Origin of the sequence: Singulisphaera chitinilytica, from assembly GCF_049331405.1 — a bacterium.
Classification (GTDB): domain Bacteria; phylum Planctomycetota; class Planctomycetia; order Isosphaerales; family Isosphaeraceae; genus PoT.
This window is the reverse complement of the sequence record NZ_CP186276.1, coordinates 14069-34278: the sequence shown is the minus strand read 5'-3', so window position 1 is coordinate 34278 and position 20210 is coordinate 14069. Positions and strand designations below refer to the sequence as shown.

Genomic DNA, 20210 nt, shown 5'->3' with positions numbered 1-20210 from the left:
GCGATCGCGGATCGTCGGCGTGAATGCGCGCGGACGTACGGCCCAAACCTCGCCCTCTCCACGCGACACTCCTGCGATCGGACCTCCAGGAAACCTGCAAAATTCGAGGCGAGACCGCCGGAAGATTTATTGACTAGTTCGATCGAGATTATCAAGATTTGGAACGTTGTCATACGCATGCCCGCATCCCGGCGGATGGTTCGCCGGTGGGCAGGGCGGGGCATCTCGTTCTAGGAGTCTGATATGAGAGTCCGACGTTCCGGATTCACGCTGATCGAGCTCTTGGTCGTCATCTCCATCATCGCCGTGCTGATCGCCTTGCTCTTGCCGGCCGTGCAGGCGGCTCGCGAGGCGGCGAGGCGGATCCAGTGCGTCAATAACCTGAAACAGCTCGGCCTGGCCTTGCACAACTACGAGAGCACGTATGGATCTCTGCCGCCGGCGGGGCTGCCGGTCCGGGCCGGCGTGGATCCGTCGCGGATCCTCAACAACGCCAGCTTCAGCGCCCAGGCGAGGCTCCTGCAGTACATCGAGCAGGGGAACGTCTTCAACTCGATGAACTTCAGCTATGGTTGCTTCAACTCGGTCGATTCGTATGGGAATGCGGCGAATTCGACGGCGACCGACAAGCGGCTCGCCTTCTTCCTCTGCCCGTCGGACACGCCCCCGACCTTCAACGTGAACCGGATCCTGGGGCAGAGCTTCGTGGCCCCCGGCGTGAACTATTTCACATCCACCGGATCGACGCTCGAGCATGACGGCACCCAGACCGGCGGCCCGCCCAACGGCGTGTTCAAGTATGGCGGGGTGATCCGGCTCTCGGAGATCACCGACGGCACGAGCAACACCATCGCCTTCGGCGAGTGGAAGGTCGGCTCGGGGAATACCAGCAAGCTGACGATCCCCTCGGACATCATCTGGATGACGAGCTACCCGGCGGGCGTGACCCGGGGGACCGCGACGATGACCGCGTCCATCGCCAACGCGAACGGGGCCCTCATCGCCTGGCTGAACAACTGCGCGGCCAACGCCCAGCCGGGGTCGTCGACCCGCAACAACGGCAGCGTCAACCTGGGCCAGGCCTGGGCCTTCAACCTGCCGGCGTACAGCATCGGCAACACGATCGTCCCGCCCAACGGCAAGTATCCGACCTGCATGACGGCCCAGCCTGGCACGCAGAATTCGCCGGGCGCCTACGGGCTGGCCAGCAATCACCCCGGCGGCGCCAACGTGGTTCTTTCCGATGGCTCGGTCCGGTTCCTCAAGGATTCGGTCGCCCTCGCGCCGTTCTGGGCCCTCGGCTCGCGCAACGGCGGCGAGGTCCTCTCGGCGGACTCGTTCTGAGCCAGGGAACGCCGATGGCCCCTCTCGCGGGGCTGTTCGACGCAGAGGGCGGACGCGGCCGGCTTGGCCGTCGTCCTCCCTTCGTTTTGCCGCCGTCACTTCGAAGGCTTGGAGGTCGTGGAGACCTCGACCTCGGCGGGGGCGTGCTTCCTGGCGAGCGCGGAGAGCCTGTCGCGGACCTCGGCGAAGCGGGGGTCGTCGATGAGGTTCTTCGTCTCGTGCGGGTCGTTGTCGTGATCGAAGAGCAGGGCCCCCGACTGGCCGCGGTCCCATTCGATGTAGCGCCAGCGTTCCGTCCTCACGGCGACGGCGGGCGCCTTGGCGGTCCCGGCCGCGGTGTAGGCGGGATGGTCCCAGGCGGCCTCGGGATCCTGGAGCAGGGGGACCAGGCTGAGCCCCTCGACGCCCGGAGGTTTGGGGAGCCCGCTGAGCTCGGCGAGGGTCGGGTAGATGTCGATCGACTGCACGACCCTGGGGCTCGTGCGGCCGTTCCCGCGGGCGCCGGGCGCCGCGATGATGAGCGGGACGTGCGTGCCGATCTCAAACAGGGATTGATGCTTCGACCACTTGCCCTTCTCGCCCAGGTGGTAGCCGTGGTCGCCCCAGAAGACGATGGTCGTGTTGTCGCGGAGGCCCAGGCGATCGAGCTCCGCCAGCACCCGGCCGACGTTCCAGTCGGTCCAGGAGGTGGCGGCCCAGTAGGCCCGGATCATCTCGCGGGCGGCCTCGGGCGAGGCGTCGCGGTTGACGAAGAGGTCGCCGTTGCGCGCGGGGACCGAGCGCTTCGGATAGCCCTCGGGGACCGTCGGCCGGGGGGCGAAGTCGGGGGGCAGGGGGATCGTCGCCGGGTCGTACAGGTCGAAGAAACGCCTGGGGGCCGTCGGCGGGCTGTGCGGCTTGGTGAAGCCGACCGCGAGGAAGAACGGGCGATCCTTGAACCGGCCGAGGTACTCGATGCCCTTCGAGGCCGTCTTGTAGTCGTTGTGGGATTCCCCATCCCCTTCCAGGACCACGATCTGATCGGACGAGCCCGCGGGCCGTTCGGGCGCGGGCCTCACGAACCCCTCGAACGCGCGGGGCGTCCCGCCTTCGGTCCAGGAACCGGTATCGTCGATGGTGCCGTGGAAGACCTTGCCCGTCCTCAACGCCGGGTAGCCGTGGGCGGTGAAGTACTGGGGGAGCGTGACGAAATCGGGGTGCTCGCCGCGGAAGTAGAGGTTGTTGTCGAAGACCCCCGTGGACCTCGGGTGTCGGCCGTTAAGCAGGGAGGTCCGCGACGGGTTGCAGAGCGGGTATTGACAATACGCTCGATCGAACTTCACGCCGACTCGGGCGAGGGCGTCGATGTTGGGCGTCTTGATTTGGGAGTTCCCATAGCAGCCGAGCTCCGGCCGGAGGTCGTCCACCAGCAGGAACAGGACGTTCTTCGGTTTGGGGTCCTCGGCATGTGACCACGAGGGCCAGAGCAGGCCGATCGCAAACAGGGTCGCGGCAAGTCGGTTCATCGGATTGGGCATCTCGGGGGCTGGGAGTGGGCGAAGCCTGCACGGATCATCACGATTCGATCCGGGCTCTCGCGAAGCACGAGGTCGACTTCGCCTGGGGGTTGATTCTCTCGTTCGAGACGGACGCAGCCCCGGGCCCCTCGGATTGCTCCGAAGGGCCGGGGCCGGAGGGCGACGTGCCGTCCGAGGCCTTGCGGCTGGGGCGGCGATGTCGGGGAGAGGTTCAGTTGGCGGCGGTCTTGACCGGCTCGGCGAGGAGCTTGCGGACGGTCTCGTCGAACTGCTCGACCGCCTGCTTGTGGAAGTCGCCGCTGGCGGGGCTGGCGAAGCCGGAGTGGACGCGCTTGACCAGGCCGTCGCGGCCGATGAAGAAGGTGGTCGGCCACGAGTTCAGGTTCTCGGCCTGCGGGACCTGGACCCACATCTCGACCGGGTCGCCGCCCAGGAGGTACGGGTATTCAACCCCGTATTGCTTGATGAACGCGCGGGCCCGCTTGTAGCCGGATTCCTGCTCGGCGATCTCCTCGAAGTCGAGCGCGACGACCTCGAGCCCCTGGTCGCGGTACTTCTTGTGGAGCTGGACGAGGTACTGGGCCTCGTCGTGGCAGTTCGGGCACCACGTCCCGGTCACGACGGCGACGACCACCTTCCCCTTGAACCGGGCGTCCTCGTTGGAGACGGTCTTGCCGTCGAGGTCCGGGAGCTTGAACGTGAAGGGCTTGGATGCGTCGGTGACCTTCGTGTGCTTGCTGAAGTCGGCCGGCTCGGGCAGCCCTTTGGCGCGGGCGGCCTCGGGGCGGTAGCCGACGAGGTCCCTGGCGATCCCGGGGCGGCCGAACTGGGCGACGCGGATCGTGCCGTCCTCCTTCGGGGTCACCTCCACGCGCAGGGGGCGGACGCCGCTGAAATGGGCCAGGACGAACTTGCCGTCGCGGTATCGGCCGTTGAGCGTGCCGGTGTCGCCGTCGACCCGCAGGATCGAGGCCGAGACCTCATCCCCTTGCTGGCGGACGATGAATCGCCAGGACTTCTCCCCCTTGGGGCTCTCGACCGGGAGTTCCCAGAGGCCGTCGATCCTGGGGACGTTGGCCGCGTGCTCGCGCGAGGGCTTGACCCGCTCGGCGTGGAAGGCGCTCTGCCTCGAGTCGCCGCCTCGGCTGCTCGTGCTCTGGAACTTGCCCTCGATCTTGCCGTCCTTGAGCGTGCCGTCGAGCTCGGTCAGGTAGTGGTCGAAGTCGAGGTGGAAGGTCTTCCCCTCCAGCTTGCCCGAAGTCGAGCTGACCTTCACGTCGCCGTTCAGGTAGGAGCCGGTGAAGCCGGTGCCGTCCCCCTTGAGCTCGATCCGGAAGGGGAGTTCGACCTTGTTGTACTGGACGACGGCATCCCAGACGCCGTCGAGTTCGCCGGCGCGGGCCGAGGGCGCGATGGCCCCGACGACGGCCAGACCGAGGAGGCACTTCGGAATTCTCATGCGTTCGCTCCCAAGTATGTTCTGATGCACGGACCGGAGAGGTCCGCCCGGGACCGCGTGGGCCCGGACGGTTTGCCCGCGAAATCCTCGGCGGATCCCGGGGGAGTCAGTGGCGAGGGGCCGGCGGGGTCGCCGCCGAGGCCCCGGGGACGGCAGGCGCCGCGAAGTACGCGGTCGGTTCGATGTCGAGGTCCGCCGGCAAGGGGCGGCTCGCCCGGGCGGCCCTGAGCCGCTGCCAGGGCTCGGGCAGGTTCGGCTTGGTCTCGAGGAGGATTTCCAGGATCGCCCGGCGGTCGTCGGGCGAGAGCCGCTCGAATCCCTTGGGAGACTCGCGGCTCGTCAACACCTCCAGGAGCCGCCCGTAGATGAACCCCCTGGCCGGCTCGGGGATCGCGTCGAAGGCCTCGGAATGGATCAGGTAACTGCAAGGATTCTTGAATAAGCGACGGTTGAGGTCGAAGTCGCGGAGCGACCGGCCGAGGCTGTCGCGAGGCCCGAGGGCGGCGAAATCCCTGGCGAACTCGGCGGTCCCGGCGACGGGTCCATCCAGCGGCGCCTCGTCGGCGAAGAGGAGATAGCGGACCAGCTCCTCGGCCGGTGGCTCGAACGCCTTGCGGGCGGCGTCGTCCGGATCCTGCCCGCTTTTCCGGGCGGCGTGGAGGGCGATGCGGGTCTTGAAATTGACCAGCGTGATCAAATTATGCATCTGCGTCTGGTGGGCCAGGACCAGGTTCGCGACGAGGTCGCTGTGGGCCGAGGCGTAATGGCCCGCCGGGAACTTCGGGGCGAGGTCCACGATGTTGGCGCCCGCCTCCCGGTCGAGGCTCTCGGGCTTCTTCCGATCCGTCGCCCAGACGTTGCCCATGTGGGTCCGTCGCCCGTGGGTGCCCGAGACGTACCAGCCGCCGAAGCGCTCCTCGAGCGGGCTCTCGTGCCCGGTGAGCAGCGTCCGCGTCCGGGGCATCTGGCTGCCCGATGCGGAGGTGAAGATCGAGCGGAGGAAGACGCCGGGGATCCCGCGCGTCTCTCTCGAGACGTGGCACTGGGTGCAGTCGATGCTGGCTCGCAGGAACGTCGGGCTCTCGCTCGGCCGTTGCTCGACCTGGTAGAAGATCGCCCCCTGGTTGGGGTCGAATGATGATATCTCCAGGATGCTCGCCTCGGGCACCCAGCCGACGTAGACGTTGTCGTTGAAGTAGAGGGCCCGGGGCGTCTTCGGCGAGATCTTTCGGTACTGCAGGCTCGTCTTGGAGAAGACCAGGGTCTGCGACGAGACGGGGATGTCCAGCAGCTTCAGCACCGAGTCGAGGTACCCCCGCTTCGGCTCGTACTCGAGCGCGGCCTTCCCCTCGTCGATCCGCGACTGGAGCCTCGCCACCGGGTCGTCGACCTCGGCCGAGAGGTAGTTGATCGGCGGGTCGCTATACGGGACGAACGCCCGCGCCGGCGGCGACTGACCATGAACTACGCCTTCCGCAAGGCCGAACGCGACGATCCAGGCGATGAACCGGAGGGGGATGCGGGTCGGCGGGCGCCGAGCTCGATCGGTCATGAATCTACGCTCCAGGGCGGGGCGGATTGGCAAAATGCCAATGCAGCATCGGGGCGTCGGCGTCCCATGAGGGATGGAATCCGACGACTTGAATTGAGACCTCGCACGGCCAAATCTACACTATTCCTATCGACAAAGTTTTGCGACGTCAATCGTCCTGTCTCCAATTTTTCGCCAAACGTATCAATTTAACACAAATTAATGTCTGCATGAATTCAAATGAAAAAGGAGGGAGCGAAGGGTTGACACAAATCATAATCTCGATAGAGTTGGTCGAGAATCGATCGTCGGTGGATCGAATCTAGAGATGTGGTGAGCGAGGCATCGCACCTCCTGATCTCGGACGAAGTCGTGATGGATTGAGCCGGGGCCTAACGGCTCCCGGTCGGCGTCCGCGCTGCGTCGAGGCGGGAGCACACCCCGAGTGACACGAGGCCAGAATGAGAGAGTTGCGTATCAACCGTCGCGCGGCGTTTTCGGCACTGGCTGGCCTCGGCTTCGCGATCGGCGGCTGCGGGGGAGCTTCGACGGCAACTCCGGTGGACGTGAAGGAAGGGGGCGGGACTCCGACCCTCTTCGACAATCCTCCGCTGGGGGATCCGCTCGCCCCCTCGCAGGCGGAGTTGAACTCGAAGCGCCCCGCGAAGAAGTCCGTACGTAGGACGCGTTGAGCGTTTTTGCCGGTTGGGATCCTTCATCCCTCGACCTACCTCGGCTCCACCGGCGCTCCGGATATGCGACCGGAGCCAACCCCGCGACCGCCACGAGTGGACCGGAGGCGTCTTCGAGCGTCCTTCGCCAAGCGGTCATTCCCACCCCATTCAGGAGCAGATGTGATGAAACGGCCTCCCCGCCGTCCTGCGTCCCCTGGTTTCACGCTGATCGAGTTGCTGGTCGTGATCGCGATCATCGCGGTCCTGATCGCCCTGCTGCTGCCGGCCGTCCAGTCGGCCCGCGAGGCCGCGCGTCGGGCCCAGTGCACCAACAACCTCAAGCAGCTCGCCCTGGCCGCCCACAACTATGTGAGCGTGAATGAGGTCTTCCCCCTGGGGGGCTATTACAACCCGTCGATCCCGACCACCCCCTGGGACCACGGCGCCCTGGTGGGTCTGAGCCAGTACATCGAGCAGGGGAACGTGTATAACGCCTTCAACGTGTCCTTGCGCTACACGAACCCGGCGAACACCACGGTCCTCCAGTCGAAGCTGGCCACGCTGCAGTGCCCCAGCGACACGCTGGTCCAGAACCCGCCGGTCTCGACCAGCACGACCTACGGCTGGCCCTCGAGCGGGATCACGATCGCCCGCACGAACTACATGGCCAACGCGGGGCTCTGGAATAGCCCGGCGATCGGCCCCAACCCGTTCACCGACCCGAATTATCCGCAGTACAGGGCGAACGCCACGGGGGTCATCTTCCTCTACAGTGCCACGAGAATCGCCGAGATCACCGACGGCACCAACAACACCTTCCTCTTCGGCGAGGGGACGTACGGGCGCCTCACCGGCAGCGACCAGACCGGCTGCCGCTGGTGGATGGCCGGGAACTACGGCGACACGATGCTCAACGCCATGTATCCGCCCAACACCAAGGTCCCCAGCAGCACCATCGACGTGAACGCCAACAAGGCCTCGAACACGTACGGCATCTACCGGATGGCGGCGTCGAGCAACCACCCGGGCGGCGTGAATTACGCCTTCGCCGACGGCTCGGTCCGGTTCATCAAGGACAGCATCGACTCCTGGCCGCTCGACGGCACCACTTCGGCCCCCACGAGCATCCAGCTCACCCCGCTCTCCGCCCCCTTCGGCGTCTTCTCGATCCTCCCCGGCAGCAAGGTCGGCGTCTACCAGGCGCTGGCGACCATCCGCGGCGGCGAGGTCGTCAGCGCCGACGCCTATTGATGGGTTTTCAGGTCGTCATCATCCCAACAGCAGGGGCGAGGGGCGTGATGCCGCCCCTCGCCCCTGCATCATTGCGGCCTCGACGGGATTTGAGGACGCACGAACGCCGAGCATCCCGCGCTGCGGGTTTCGCGCCCGGCTCCCGGCATCTGAACCTGACGCCTGGCGGCCGAAGCTCATTCTCACGGTCATCCCGAAGCCCTGGCCGCGAATGGCGACGTTTGTGACGGGGGTAGACGCAGGGGGCCATTGCCCGGGATCCACGACGGATACAACGCAGCCTGCCAGTCCGTGACGGGCGTGTCGGTCGGTTGGATCCTCCAGGCCCTGCGCGAGCTGGACAGGCCATCGCCCGAATCCGATTCGTCGCCGCCCCCGGCCTGACGTTGACTTGCGGGCCGGGGTGCGACAACCTTGGATGGCCATCGGCAACTCTCCGACGGCCCCGCCTTCGGGTCGATGGGCCGACGTCCCCCGCCTGAAAGCCACGCTCGTATCGAGGCCCCCGCATGCATCCCCGAAACGAACGGATCCAGGCCGAGACTCGCCGACACTTCCTCAAGGGCTGCGGCCTGGGCCTCGGCTCGATGGCCCTCGCCTCGCTCGTGAACCGGGGCGCCGGCGCCGGCGGGGCCTCGACGAGTCCGACGAACCCGCTCGCCGAGCGCAGGCCACCGCGAGAGCCGAAGGCGAAGCGGATGATCTACCTGCACATGTCGGGGGCCCCTCCGCACCTCGACCTCTTCGATTACAAGCCGCAGCTCGTCAAGCACGACGGCGAAAACTGCCCCGACGCCTACACCAAGGGGCGTCGGTTCGCGTTCACGACCGGGACTCCCAGGCTGCTCGGCACGCGAAGGACGTTCGGTCGTTACGGCGAGTCGGGCCTATCCATGTCCGACGCGATCCCGAGGCTCCACGGCGTCGCCGACGACCTCTGCCTGATCAAGAGCATGACGACGGACCAGTTCAACCACGCCCCGGCGGAGCTGCTCCTGTTCACCGGCTCGGCGAGGCAGGGGAGGCCCTCGCTCGGCTCGTGGGTGACGTACGGCCTCGGCTCCGAGAACGAGAACCTGCCCGGCTTCGTCGTGCTCATCTCGAGCGGGGTCCAGCCGAGCGGCGGCCAGGCGATCTGGGGGAGCGGCTTCCTCCCGTCGGTCTACCAGGGGATCCAGTGCCGCTCCAAGGGGGATCCGATCCTCTACGTCTCCAACCCCGGCGGCATGGACCGGGACCTGAGGCGCCTCAGCCTCGACGCCCTCAACGAGCTGAACGCGTTGCAGGCGGCCGAGCTGGGCAACCCCGAGACCCTGACCAGGATCGCCCAGTACGAGCTCGCCTTCCGGATGCAGTCGGCCGTCCCCGAGGTGATGGACATCGCCCGCGAGCCGCAGCACATCCTCGAGGAATACGGCGCGACCCCCGGCGGTGCCAGCTTCGCCAACAACTGCCTGCTCGGCCGACGGCTCCTGGAGCAAGGCGTGCGCTTCGTCCAGCTCTTCGACTGGGGCTGGGACTTCCACGGCACGAGCCCGAACTCCGACATCGAGGATGGCCTCACGCGCAAATGCGCCTCGATGGACCGCCCCGTCTCGGCGCTCATCCGCGACCTCGGCCGCCGGGGCCTCCTGGAAGACACCCTGGTCGTCTGGGGGGGCGAGTTCGGCCGGACCCCTTTTCGCGAAGGCCGCACGGCCGCCAGCAAGCTATTGGGCCGTGACCACTACCCCGACTGCTTCAGCCTCTTCCTGGCCGGCGCGGGGGTGAAGGCGGGATTCGAATACGGCGAGACCGACGAGCTCGGCTTCTCCGTGGCCCGCGACCCCGTCCACGTCCACGACCTCCAGGCCACGATCCTCCACCTCCTCGGCTTCGACCACGAGCATCTCACCTACCGCTTCCAGGGCCGCGACTTCCGCCTGACCGACGTCCACGGCCACGTCGTCAAGCCGATCCTCGCCTGATTCTCTATCACGTCAGGGAGTGGCCACGATGCGGACGCCTCGCTTCTCAATCGCCAGCCTGATGACGACAGTGCTTGTGGCGTCGCTCGGCCTGGCCGCCTTGCGCGCCGAAAATCAGATGTGGGCAGGCATCCTGACACTCACGATCCGCGGCCTCCTCGCCCTGGCGGTCGTCGGGGCAATCTGCCGACGGGGGGCGGATCGGGCCTGGTGGCTCGGGTTCCTGGCGTTTGGGTGGACTTATCTGAAACTGGCGGATCAGTCTCCGCATCAGTTGCCGACGATTACCCTGCTCGACACGATCCGGACGGGCCTCGGCGGCCCGGACTCGACGGGGATCCCGCGGACTATCGGGTTTGGAGACAATCGAGCCGTCGCCCCATTCGAGCAGATCGGGCATTGCCTCTGGGGTCTCCTCGCCGCAACCCTGGGAGCCTTCACGGCGCGTGCGATCTACGCTCGGCCGGGGGCCAGTCCCGGAGGGGAGGTCGTCAGCACACGATTCCTGCACCGCTTGAGATCGGGCGATTGGCGACGACTTGCGACGATCCTGGCCCTCGGGTTCATCCTGATCGGGGCGATCGCGGTGACCGGGCCGAGGGCGAGGCCTGGGCTCTGGAGCGGCACGATCTTCTTCCTGACCTGGATCCTGCTCGGCCTGGTGACGCTCGGGGCTATCTTCGGGCGAGGTCGTCGGCGCCTGACCTGGGTGGGCGCGGCCTTGTTCGGCCTGACCTACATGCAAATCATCTTCAGCTGCCCGGCCTGGGATCGGAGCCCATCCCGCACCATCGGCGATGCGCTGGTCTTCAACCTCCGCGAATGGTTGCCGCCGCTTTCGAGGCAATCCATCTGGGATCGCCGGAGCATCTACGCCGAGAACGAGAAGATCCTCGAGGCCCTCGATCAGAGGATCCCGATGCGATTCCCCAACGCGACGCCGCTCTCGGAGGTCGTGGCCTATCTCCGGGCCACGGTCCGTTGCTCGGATGGCCGAAAATTACCCATATATGTCGATCCAGTCGGGATTCAAGAGTCCGAGAAGACGATGTCATCCCCGATCGAGATCGATCTCGAAGACGAACCACTCAGGACGAGCTTGGACCTCGCGTTGCGACAACTCACCATGACCTACGAGGTGAAGGGCGGGTTGCTGGAGATCACCAGCCAGACCACCGGCGAGGATCACGACGGATTTCTCGAAACCTATCAGGACATCGGCCATTGCCTGCTCGCCCTGATCGCCGCCATTCTCGGCGGGTTGCTCGCGCCGCTCGTGGCCGAGACTAGGCCGAACGTAGAGTCTTCGCGCATCCAACCCGAGCCGGAGAAGGTCTGGACCGAGGCGTGACCGCCCTCGTGATGAGAGATTCGAGGGCGGTCATGTCGGGAAGTGAAAATGTGCTCAATGCCGCCCGGTTCACTTCTCGGGCGTGGCGGGCTTGCCGGGGGAGAGCTCGAGTTCGGCGACGATGGCGCGATGGTCGGAGGGGTAGGGAGTGACGACGATGTCGGCCGCGTCGGGGGACTCGCCGAGGATCCGGGCGGCCTTGACCTCGACCTTGGGGCCGTCGAACTGGCCGACGAAGACGAAGTCGATGCGGTCGTGGTGGTCCTTGGGGTCGTCGGCCTTCGTCGTCGGGGTCCAGGTCAGGCCGCGAGACTTGAGCGGGTCGGGGTGAATGGCCCGGTAAGAGTCGACGAAGCCGGCGTCCTCGACGGATTTGGTGGAGGGCCATTCCACCTCGATCGGGCAGAGCTTGGCCTTGGCGGTGGCCTCGGTCCAGTCTCGGTGGGAGGGCTCGTTGAAGTCGCCGGTGAGGACGAAGGGGAGCCCCTCCTTGGCGACCGCCTTCACCTCGGCCAGCATCTCCGCGACCTGGCTCCCGCGCGAGTCACGGGCCGACTTGACCGCCTCGGCCTCGGTCTTGATGAAGGGGGCATCGCCGTAGGGGATGTCCAGGAGTTGATACGGCTGATAGGGGCTGTGCGCCAGGTGGACGTTGAACGCGTAGAGCTGCCGGCCCGAGGGGAGGGCCAGCTTGACGCCCCACTTCTTGGGCGTGGGGGCGACGATCTCGAACCGGCTGATGATCGCCGTCCGCCCCCCCTGGTCGAAGTGGTGCCAGCCCAGCCGCCTGGCGATCTCGGCCGCGCGGTCGGGCCGGGGCTGGTCCTTGGGCGCGATCCCGCCCGTCTCCTGGAGGCCGACGATATCGGCGTGCGATTGCAGGATGACGTCGATCGTGCGCTCGAGGGGCTGCTTGCCCGCGTCCCCGCCGTGCCAGAGGTTGAAGCTCAGGACGCGGATGGTCGACGGAGCCTCCTGCGCGCCCGCCGGGCGGCCGAGCGAGCCAACCAGGGCCAGGCCGCCCAGCAGGGCGAGGGCCGCGAACGAGCCGGAGGGCCGGCGATGGGCGAGTGATTTCATAATTGATTCCATAGCTGACGATGTCTGCCGCGATCCGTCGGCCGGTGCGAGGGCGGGACTCCGAACACACCGGGGCGATCGATTCTAACGTGGACCCCGCCGGGGCGGAACCGCCCGCTCCTCGAACACCCGGCCGCCGATCTTCGCCCCCCAGAGCTTGGGGATCTTCACCAGGCGCTTGACGTCGTCGTAGGACAGCCCCGCCTCGACCAGGCCCTTGAGCGCGGGCAGGAACGTCTCGCCGAAGTAGGGGCCCATCTTGCCGGAGACCTGCCTGTCGAACGACTCGGCGGTGATCTTCGACTTCTTCTTCCTCTCGGCGGCCGACTTGTCGTCGCGATAATCCTTCGCGGTGCTCCCCGGCCGGCCGAGCTTCGCCCTGGCCCCCATGATGGCCGCGACCATCCCGCGCACGCGGGCCTCCTCGTCGTCCAGGCCGTCGAGCAAGGCCTTCGCGTAGGTGTAGGTCGCCAGGATGTCGAACTTGCCGATGGAGACGTCGTCCGAGTTCTTCTTCGCCATGGTTGACTCCGCTCGCCCGGGCCTTTTCCGGAATGAGAGGAGCAATTCCGATTCCCGGAGCCGGGGATGAGGCGGGCCCTGCGATCCGAGGGCGTTTCGAGTAAGGTATCGGCGCACCCTCGGGGGGCGGGGCGGACCCGCCATTCGATGGGGAATGCCACAGACATCAGCATGCGAGGTGAATCGTGGTCGCGAGCGTCCTGTTGGCGAGTCTCCTGGTCCTTCAGGCCGGGCCCGAGGCGCCCGCCCGGCTGCCCGACTTCCAGAAGGTCTTCCCGGAGATCGATCGCCTGACCGAGGCCAAGAAATTCGCCGAGCTGGGGCAACTCTTCGCGGACAACAACAAGGATCTACGCTCGCCGCTGGTCGCGGTCTACGAGGCCATCGCCTGGGCCGACGCGGGCAGGCCCGCGCGGGCGATCCAGGCGCTGGAGCATGCGATCGAGTACGGGATCCGCAACCCCAACGTCGTCACGAAGTACCCGAGCCTCGGCCGCCTGAAGTCCGACCCGGCCTGGCCGGGCGTCGAGGCGAAGCTCGAGGCCCTGCGAAAACAACTCGGCGACGTCGATGGCTTCGCGGTCCATACGGACGACGCCGAGGCCTTCTGGAAGGCCTTCGACCTCGCCCTCGCCGAGCCGGCCAGGGCCCGAGAATTCTTCTCGAGGATGATCCTGGAAGGTTCGCCCGCCCTGCGCGACTACTACGCGAACCGCTACTACAGCGTCGACGAGATCGTCGCGACGGCCATCAAGAAATACCCCCGCTATTATCAATACCTGCGGAACCGCTTCCGGCCCGAGCAACTGGAGCCGATCCGAGATCAAGTGGTTGCGAATATGAAGAGGCTTAAGGGGCTTTATCCCGAGGCGATCTTCCCCCACGGCTACCTCGTGATCGGCACGCTGAACTCGGCGGGCTCGGTGACGGACCTCGGCGTCTTCATCGGGCTCGACAAGCACGGCAAGGGCGAGGGGATGCCCGCCGACGAGTTGGACGACGCGGCCAGGAAGTCGATCTCGGACACCCGCTCCATCCCGGGGACGATGACTCACGAGTTGATGCATTTCCAGCAGAATTACCGCGACCCGCTGGGACCCGTCGTCCTCCGCGCCGTGATCGAGGAAGGGGCCTGCGACTTCCTCACCGACCTCGTCACCGGCAGGCCCGCGGAGGGGGCTCGCCACCGCTATCTGAAGGAGCACGAGGCCGAAGTGCTCGAGGACTTCCGCAAGGAGCGGAACGGGTCCGACCTCAAGAAATGGATGTATAGCCCGAGCGTCGGGGGACGCCCCGTCGACCTCGGCTACACGTTAGGTTCGGAGATCTGCAGATCTTACTATGAGCAAGCGACAGATAAGACGAAGGCCCTCCGCGAACTGCTGAATACGTCGGACTTCGCCGACCTGGTCCGGAAGGGCAAGTACAAGGCCGCGGTCGAATCCCGCGAGTAACGGTTCAACGTATCCAGAGGCCTGGCGATTCCGGGGAGAAATGCGTGTCATCTCCCCGAGAGTCGAGGCCCGTGTTTTGCGCAGGCTTTGAGCGGTTCGTTGCGCGGTCGTCTGGGGCTCGGCGGCATGCCTTGTGCAAGGGCCTGGATGGCGTAGGCGTCGATCGACGCCCATCCCAGGAGAGCGAGGCGAACATGGCGATGACGACCAGGCGGATCAACCAGTTCCGCAGGATCTTGGAAAGTCTCGACGGGCGGGTGAGGGAGGACTTGCAGAGCCTCGAGGACCAGGCCCGCACGGGGCTCGGCGGCGAGGCGGGGGGCAACCTCTCGGGTGCCCCGATGCACCTGGCCGACCTCGGCACCGAGCAATACATGCAGGAACTCAACGCCACGCTCCTCGAGAACGAAGGCTACATCCGCCGCGAGGTCGTGGACGCCCTCGGGCGCATCGACGGCGGCGAATTTGGGGTCTGCGAGCACTGCGGCCAGGACATCCTGGAAGAGCGGCTCGAGGTGCTCCCCTATACTCGTTATTGCACCGCCTGCTCGGCCAAGGTCGGGGACGGCGAACGCGCCAACCTGAACGACGGCCGGCCGGGGCAGGGCCTCAGCGACTTCGACCAGCCATTCACCGACGAGCGTCGCGGAACTGATCGGAGCCGGAATCGCAAACGCAGCCGCGAGGACATCCACGCGGCCGGCACCGCGGGGGGCGGCACCGCGATCGGGGGCCTGGCCGGCACCAACATCGGCGACGGCGACCCCGACGACGGCGACCTGGAAGAGGCCATGGGCAGCGGCAACTTCGACCAGGCCCTGGAGGGCGACGACGAGGAGACCTCGACCTACTCCGGCCAGTCCGGCGGATCCGTCGGCGGCAGCGTGGCCGACCGCCGGGCCAAGGGGGGCAAGACCGGCCGCGGCATCTCGCCCCGCCCCCGCCTTGGCGAGAGCCCCGTGGGCCAGTGACGTAGCCTTGTCACGCCAACATCCCATTACCAATAACATCGGAGGGAATGGCCTTGCCCATCGGGCGGCCATTCCCTCCCGGCATTTGCGGACCGAACGGCCTGAGTCTCTTCCTGATTCCGCCGGCCGCTTCCCCTTGTCCGGGCGGGACCAATTGGTCCCGCCCGCGATGATGTCCAGGCAGGTTCCGTTCGGGGCGGGGAGAACCGGTCATGGTGGGTCGGCCGAGCGTTGTGGACGGTCTCTCGCCGAATCCAGGCTCCTCGGATCGGCCGGGACGCAAGGCGAAGGACCTCTCGTCGCTGCGCGACCCCGGTTGTTCCAACCGCGGCCACCCGGAAACGGAGAATTGGTCAACGGGATCAGGCATGCCCTCGCACGTCGGCGGTGTCAATTTCGGACGGCCACCGGTCTGATCGGGGCGAACGTCGGGGCCGAACTCGCGTCGGGACGCGACCCCTTTGAGAGAACCCCGGCCTGGGGGGTCGCGTGGTACACCCCCGACGCTCTCGCCAAGCTCTTGTGGCTTCGGTGGTCGGATCGAAGGGTGGCGGATTCTGGCTGGCGATGAAACAAAGCGGGCGGCCAGGGGCCGCCCACTTTCATTTAGATGATGAATTCTGCACGCTTGGAAATGTCGGCCCGCCGAGGGTGTCTGTCAGGATGAGAAAATAACTTCGACGGGCCGAGGCTTGCGATCGCTCAGGCACGGGAAGCGGCCGTCGCGACGGGGGCGGCAGGGGCGGCGGCGACGGCGGGCGCCGGGGCGACGGCGGGCGCGGGCTTCACGTTGGTGCCATTGCCGGGGACCGCGGTGCCGGGGCTCGGGGTGATCGCGACGGGGGCCGTCCTCGCGGCGGCGGTCTGCTGGATCCGGGCCTCGGCATTCGTGGCCTCGGCGGGGGGGAGCTCCGCCTTGCGCGCGGCCCTGCCGAGCGGGCCGAGGAACATGCCGATCGCCAGGATCGCCAGGCCCGAGAAGAAGAGGCCGGGAATCCAGAAGGAGGTCATCTGCGGGCTCGCGCTGTTATGGTTCGAGGCGTACCACACGCCCGTCCAGACGACGAGGAGGGCGCCTGTCGTAACATACATCACCGCGGTCCGCGGCCCGAATGACGGCTGGGTCATCATCGCCATGGTCGAACTCCTGCTGCTGGGTTTTCAGATCGAATTGAAGACGTCGAAGGACTTGGTGGCCAATCCTCAGTTGCCAGATATGTAAGGCAATTTGGATGCCAAACTCGGTCGTGTCGCGATGCCCCCGCGCCCGGAGGCGGGCGAGGCGATCGGCCAAGCCCATGCCCTGAAGGGCGCTCGGCCTGATCTGGAATCGCCGGCGATGGGGGCTTACTCCGACTCCTCGCCTTCGTCCGATTCGGTCTCGCCGGAGACATTCAAAAGGGCCTTCACGCGATCGAGCGTGTCGGCCTCCTCGGGGGGCTTGTCGGTGCGCCAGCGGAGCATCCTCGGGAAGCGGACCGCGACGCCGGATTTGTGCCGCGGCGATGCCTGGATCCCTTCGAAGCCGATCTCGAAGACGAGCTCGGGCTTCACCGAGCGCACGGGCCCGAACTTCTCGAGCGTGTTCGCCCGCACGTAGGCGTCGACCTTGCGGATCTCCGCGTCGGTCAGGCCGCCGTAGGCCTTGGCGAAGGGGACGAGCTTGCCGTCGTCCCAGACGCCGAAGGTGTAGTCGGTGTAGAGCCCCCCGCGCTTGCCGTGGCCGGGCTGGGCCGAGATGAGGACGGCGTCGACCGCGAAGGGCTCGACCTTCCACTTCCACCAGTCGCCGCGGACCCGACCGACCCGATAAGGCGCGGCCCGACGCTTGAGCATGACCCCCTCGACGCCCATCGCCCGGCTCGTCCTCCGCGAGGTCGCCAGGGAATCCCAGGAGTCGAACGCGAGCCGGGGGGAGAGGCACAGGCCGGGCCCCGCGACCTCCTCGGCGAGCGTCTCGAGCCTCGCGCGACGCTCGGACAAAGGGCGATCGCGAAGATCGACGCCCGCGTCCTCGACGATGTCATAGGCCATCATCACGACCGGGATCTCCTCCAGGAGCTTCTTGCCGACCGTCTTGCGGCCGATCCGCTTCTGGAGCGAGGCGAAGGGGAGGACCTGGCCGTCCTTCCAGGGGAGGATCTCGCCGTCGAGCACCGTGCCGTCGGGCAGGGCGTCGGCGAGGGCCTCGAGCTCCGGGTATCGTTCGGTGACGAGCTCCTCGCCCCTCGACCAGACGAACGAGCGGCCCCCTCGGCGGACGATCTGCGAGCGGATCCCGTCCCACTTCCACTCGGCCTGCCAGTCGTCCGCGGGGCCGAGCGCGTGGGGTTCTCCCTCCAACGGATGCGCGAGGAAGAAGGGGTAGGGGCGGCTGATGTCGGCCTCGCCGTCGTCGGGGGCGACGAGCGCGGCGTAGAAGTGGGGGGTGGGCTCCCAGGTCCCCATCAACCGATGCGAGAGCGTATCGGTCGGCAAACCGGAGACCTCCGCCAGCGCCCTGACGACGAGGAGCTGCGAGACGCCCACGCGCAGCTCGCCCGTGATGAGCTTGTTCCAGACGAACCGCTGCCGGGCGTCGAGGGCCAGCCAGGCCGCGAGGACGTCGGCCTTCTGACGCTCCTCGTCGAGGGTCCGGAGCGGGAGCAAGTGGTTCTCGACCCAGTCGGCGAGCGGCCGATCCGACGCGGCCTCGGCCGGCGGGAGGAGCAGGGCGATGGTCTCGGCCACGTCTCCGACGTGGTGGTAGCTCTCGTCGAAGAGCCACTCGGGCAGCCCGGCGAGCTCGCGGGCCCAGAGCCGGAGCCGCTTCGACGGCACCGCCTGCCTGGGCTTGCGCCCGCTGAGGAAGTAGACGGCCCAGGCGGCGTCGGCCGGCGGGGCGGCCTTGAAGAAGCGGGCCATCGCCGCGACCTTATCGGTGGTCCGGTTCGTCTCGTCGAGCGCGGCGTAGAGGTCGGCGAAGGCCTTCACGATGCCGCCTCCTGGCCCTGGTCCTGGTCCAGGGCTTGTTCCTCGATGTCGGCCCCTTCCTCCTCGTCGCCGTAGCGGGTGGCGATGACGCCGGCGTCGAGGCCCCCTTCGCGGAGGTGCCGCGCGAAGATGCTGGCGAAACCGTGCGTGGCCAGGACGCGCGTCGCGCCGGTCTCGCGCACGGCCGTGAGCAGGCCGGGCCAGTCGGCGTGGTCGGAGAGGATGAAGCCGCGGTCGACCGCCTTGCGGCGCCGGGCGCCTCGCACGCGCATCCAGCCCGAGGCGACCGCCTCCGACGCTGGCTCGAATTTCGCACCCAGGTGGAGCCGGATGCCGACGGCGGGGCGATCACGAGGGCCCCCGGCCAGGGCCTGGGCGAGCCCCTGGCGACGGTGACGGAACCGGCGGGGGTCGTGGGGGGCAAATCGATGCCGCTTTCGCGGTAAGCCTTCGTCACCTTCTCGACGGCCCCATGCGTGTAGATGGGCCCGATCGAGGCGTCGACCCCGGCCATCACCCGCTGGGCCTTCCCGAGGGCGTAGCTATAAACGATGCTGCATTTGCCGGCATCTCGATTCGCCCGCCACCAGGCGTTGACGTCGGCGAAGAGTTTCTCCGACGGATCCCATCGGTAGATCGGCAGGCCGAACGTCGACTCGGTGATGAATGTGTGGCACCGCACGGGGTCGAACGGCGTGCTGGTCGGGTCGGCGTCGAGCTTGTAATCCCCCGTGACGACCCAGACCTCCCCCTTGTGCTCGAGCCGGATTTGCGCCGAGCCGAGCACGTGCCCCGCCGGGTGGAACGAGATCCGGACACCCCCCTGATCCACCTCGTGGCCATAGGGGACGGTCTCGATGTTCGCCGCCTCGCCGAGGCGGGTGCGCAGCAGGTGTTTGCCCGGGTCGGCGGCGAGGTACCTGCCGCAACCCCAGCGGGCGTGGTCGGCATGCGCATGCGTGACCGCCGCCCTCGGCACCGGGTTCCAGGGGTCGATGTGGAAGTCGCCCGCCCGACAGTAGAGGCCGTCGGCCGTCACCGTCACGAGATCATCGGCGGGCGTCGGGCCCGGATCGTCCATGGGAGTCACTCGAAGTTGTGGCCGCGATGGCTCTTTGATTCGACCGAGCCGGGTGCAAGGCGAGGTGGCAAAGCCCATGCCGCCAGGCCCGATGCGCGGGCGATGGAGGGCCGGTCGAATCGATTCTCGTGCATCTCCCCCCGGAAGGCGAGCGGGAAGGAGGGCAGGGCCTGATGTGAGAGGAGCGAGATGGAATCGAAGTCGGGTCGGCAAATTACGAGAACGTCTCCGCCGCCTCGCGCAGCTTGTAGATGGCGGCGAGGTCGATCGGCTTGGCCATCATCAGCTCGGGGGTCAGGCGGCCGATGTCGGCGAGGCGGCCGGGGTCGTCGACGCCCGAGCAGACGACGACCTGGGTCTCGCTGCACCTGGCCCGGGCCTCTTCGAGGACGGCCTCGCCGCCGCCGTCGGGGAGGTTCAGGTCCAGGATCAGGCAGTGCGGGGAGTCGGCCAGCAGCGGGATCGCCTCGGCCACCGACGCGGCCAGCGAGACTTGCCAGCCTCCGCGTGTGAAGAACGCATTCAGGGCGATCCGGGTATAGGGGTCGTCGTCCACGACGAGGAGGCGCGGGGCGGACATGGTCGGGTTCCTCCTGAACCTTTGGGAATGACTTCGGATCTCGGAGTTTCCTGAAAGCAAAGCCCATGCCATCGGACGACCGTCGGGGCCGGCGGAGGCGAGTATGGCTCGGGCCGGGGGCGTCGAGGTCGCGCGAGCCGCCCCCGGCTTCGGCCCTCTCGCATCCGATGTGGCCTAGATACATCGAAGGATCAGGGTTCATTTTTGTATGCCCTCCTTCCTCGTATGGTCCGGCACGCCCGCGTCCGCGCGGGGGGCCGGCCCGTCATCCCGAGGGTCGAGGTTGCACACGAGGCGGCACTCGTGGGACACTACCCTTTGCTCGCGGCTCGTCTTCGGACCTTTCTCGCGGCTCGAGGCGAAGACCCGCACGAGATCCGGACGATGACGTCTGCCGTTACCTCCGGGGTCGCATGGGGTCCGCGGCCCGAGTCGCGGGAGGGCAACCATCGAGA

Annotated in this window: 15 protein-coding genes and 1 pseudogene; 7 read left to right on the top strand and 9 right to left on the bottom strand. The window is 67.3% G+C overall.

Translation table 11 applies throughout. From position 1 onward, the window contains the following. The first annotated feature begins 243 nt into the window (after positions 1-243). Complete coding sequence (locus tag ACOYYX_RS39555) at positions 244-1344, top strand: DUF1559 domain-containing protein (RefSeq protein WP_422932108.1); 1101 nt, start codon at positions 244-246, stop codon at positions 1342-1344. Between the two features lie 95 nt (positions 1345-1439). Here ACOYYX_RS39555 and ACOYYX_RS39550 read toward each other — a convergent pair whose 3' ends face one another. The 3 genes from ACOYYX_RS39550 to ACOYYX_RS39540 form a co-directional block, all read right to left on the bottom strand. Further along, complete coding sequence (locus tag ACOYYX_RS39550) at positions 1440-2849, bottom strand: sulfatase (RefSeq protein WP_422932107.1); 1410 nt, start codon at positions 2847-2849, stop codon at positions 1440-1442. Between the two features lie 223 nt (positions 2850-3072). Then, on the bottom strand, positions 3073-4320 hold the full coding sequence (locus ACOYYX_RS39545; RefSeq protein WP_422932106.1) for a peroxiredoxin family protein: 1248 nt from the start codon (positions 4318-4320) through the stop codon (positions 3073-3075). A 106-nt stretch (positions 4321-4426) separates the two neighbouring features. Next, positions 4427-5872, bottom strand: a complete 1446-nt coding sequence (locus tag ACOYYX_RS39540; protein ID WP_422932105.1) for a hypothetical protein — start codon at positions 5870-5872, stop codon at positions 4427-4429. A gap of 440 nt (positions 5873-6312) precedes the next feature. Here ACOYYX_RS39540 and ACOYYX_RS39535 point away from each other — a divergent pair, with 440 nt between their 5' ends. The 4 genes from ACOYYX_RS39535 to ACOYYX_RS39520 all read left to right on the top strand — a co-directional run bounded on the left by ACOYYX_RS39535 (position 6313) and on the right by ACOYYX_RS39520 (position 11094). After that, positions 6313-6543 carry a hypothetical protein gene (locus tag ACOYYX_RS39535; RefSeq protein WP_422932104.1) on the top strand — a complete coding sequence of 77 codons (231 nt, stop codon included), beginning with the start codon at positions 6313-6315 and terminating at the stop codon, positions 6541-6543. Between the two features lie 165 nt (positions 6544-6708). Continuing rightward, a complete protein-coding gene (locus ACOYYX_RS39530; RefSeq protein WP_422932103.1) occupies positions 6709-7776 on the top strand; it encodes a DUF1559 domain-containing protein in 1068 nt (355 codons plus the stop codon). Between the two features lie 509 nt (positions 7777-8285). Beyond that, positions 8286-9743: a DUF1501 domain-containing protein gene (locus tag ACOYYX_RS39525; RefSeq protein WP_422932102.1), complete on the top strand. Its 1458-nt coding sequence runs from the start codon at positions 8286-8288 to the stop codon at positions 9741-9743. A 28-nt stretch (positions 9744-9771) separates the two neighbouring features. Continuing rightward, entirely contained in the window at positions 9772-11094 is a 1323-nt protein-coding gene (locus ACOYYX_RS39520; RefSeq protein ID WP_422932101.1) for a hypothetical protein, read from the top strand. 69 nt (positions 11095-11163) lie between these two features. Here the strand turns inward: ACOYYX_RS39520 and ACOYYX_RS39515 are convergent, their stop codons facing one another. Continuing rightward, positions 11164-12174 carry an endonuclease/exonuclease/phosphatase family protein gene (locus ACOYYX_RS39515; RefSeq protein WP_422932100.1) on the bottom strand — a complete coding sequence of 337 codons (1011 nt, stop codon included), beginning with the start codon at positions 12172-12174 and terminating at the stop codon, positions 11164-11166. An 84-nt stretch (positions 12175-12258) separates the two neighbouring features. Further along, positions 12259-12696 carry a hypothetical protein gene (locus ACOYYX_RS39510; RefSeq protein ID WP_422932099.1) on the bottom strand — a complete coding sequence of 146 codons (438 nt, stop codon included), beginning with the start codon at positions 12694-12696 and terminating at the stop codon, positions 12259-12261. A gap of 185 nt (positions 12697-12881) precedes the next feature. Here ACOYYX_RS39510 and ACOYYX_RS39505 point away from each other — a divergent pair, with 185 nt between their 5' ends. Together ACOYYX_RS39505 and ACOYYX_RS39500 are read left to right on the top strand one after the other, a co-directional pair. Then, positions 12882-14150: a DUF2268 domain-containing putative Zn-dependent protease gene (locus ACOYYX_RS39505; RefSeq protein WP_422932098.1), complete on the top strand. Its 1269-nt coding sequence runs from the start codon at positions 12882-12884 to the stop codon at positions 14148-14150. Between the two features lie 194 nt (positions 14151-14344). Then, positions 14345-15121 (top strand): TraR/DksA family transcriptional regulator, encoded by a 777-nt coding sequence (locus tag ACOYYX_RS39500; RefSeq protein WP_422932097.1) that lies wholly within the window; start codon positions 14345-14347, stop codon positions 15119-15121. A gap of 702 nt (positions 15122-15823) precedes the next feature. Here the strand turns inward: ACOYYX_RS39500 and ACOYYX_RS39495 are convergent. The 4 genes and pseudogenes from ACOYYX_RS39495 to ACOYYX_RS39480 all read right to left on the bottom strand — a co-directional run bounded on the left by ACOYYX_RS39495 (position 15824) and on the right by ACOYYX_RS39480 (position 19755). After that, positions 15824-16258 (bottom strand): hypothetical protein, encoded by a 435-nt coding sequence (locus ACOYYX_RS39495; RefSeq protein ID WP_422932096.1) that lies wholly within the window; start codon positions 16256-16258, stop codon positions 15824-15826. Between the two features lie 210 nt (positions 16259-16468). Continuing rightward, positions 16469-18094, bottom strand: a complete 1626-nt coding sequence (locus ACOYYX_RS39490) for an ATP-dependent DNA ligase (RefSeq protein ID WP_422932095.1) — start codon at positions 18092-18094, stop codon at positions 16469-16471. Beyond that, positions 18091-19175, bottom strand: a pseudogene (locus ACOYYX_RS39485) (ligase-associated DNA damage response exonuclease). Before ACOYYX_RS39485 ends, ACOYYX_RS39490 begins: the two are co-directional and overlap by 4 nt. Before the next feature lie 214 nt (positions 19176-19389). Beyond that, the gene (locus tag ACOYYX_RS39480) at positions 19390-19755 is read right to left on the bottom strand and encodes a response regulator (RefSeq protein ID WP_422932094.1); all 366 of its coding nucleotides are present in this window, start codon (positions 19753-19755) and stop codon (positions 19390-19392) included. Between the last annotated feature and the right edge of the window lie 455 nt (positions 19756-20210).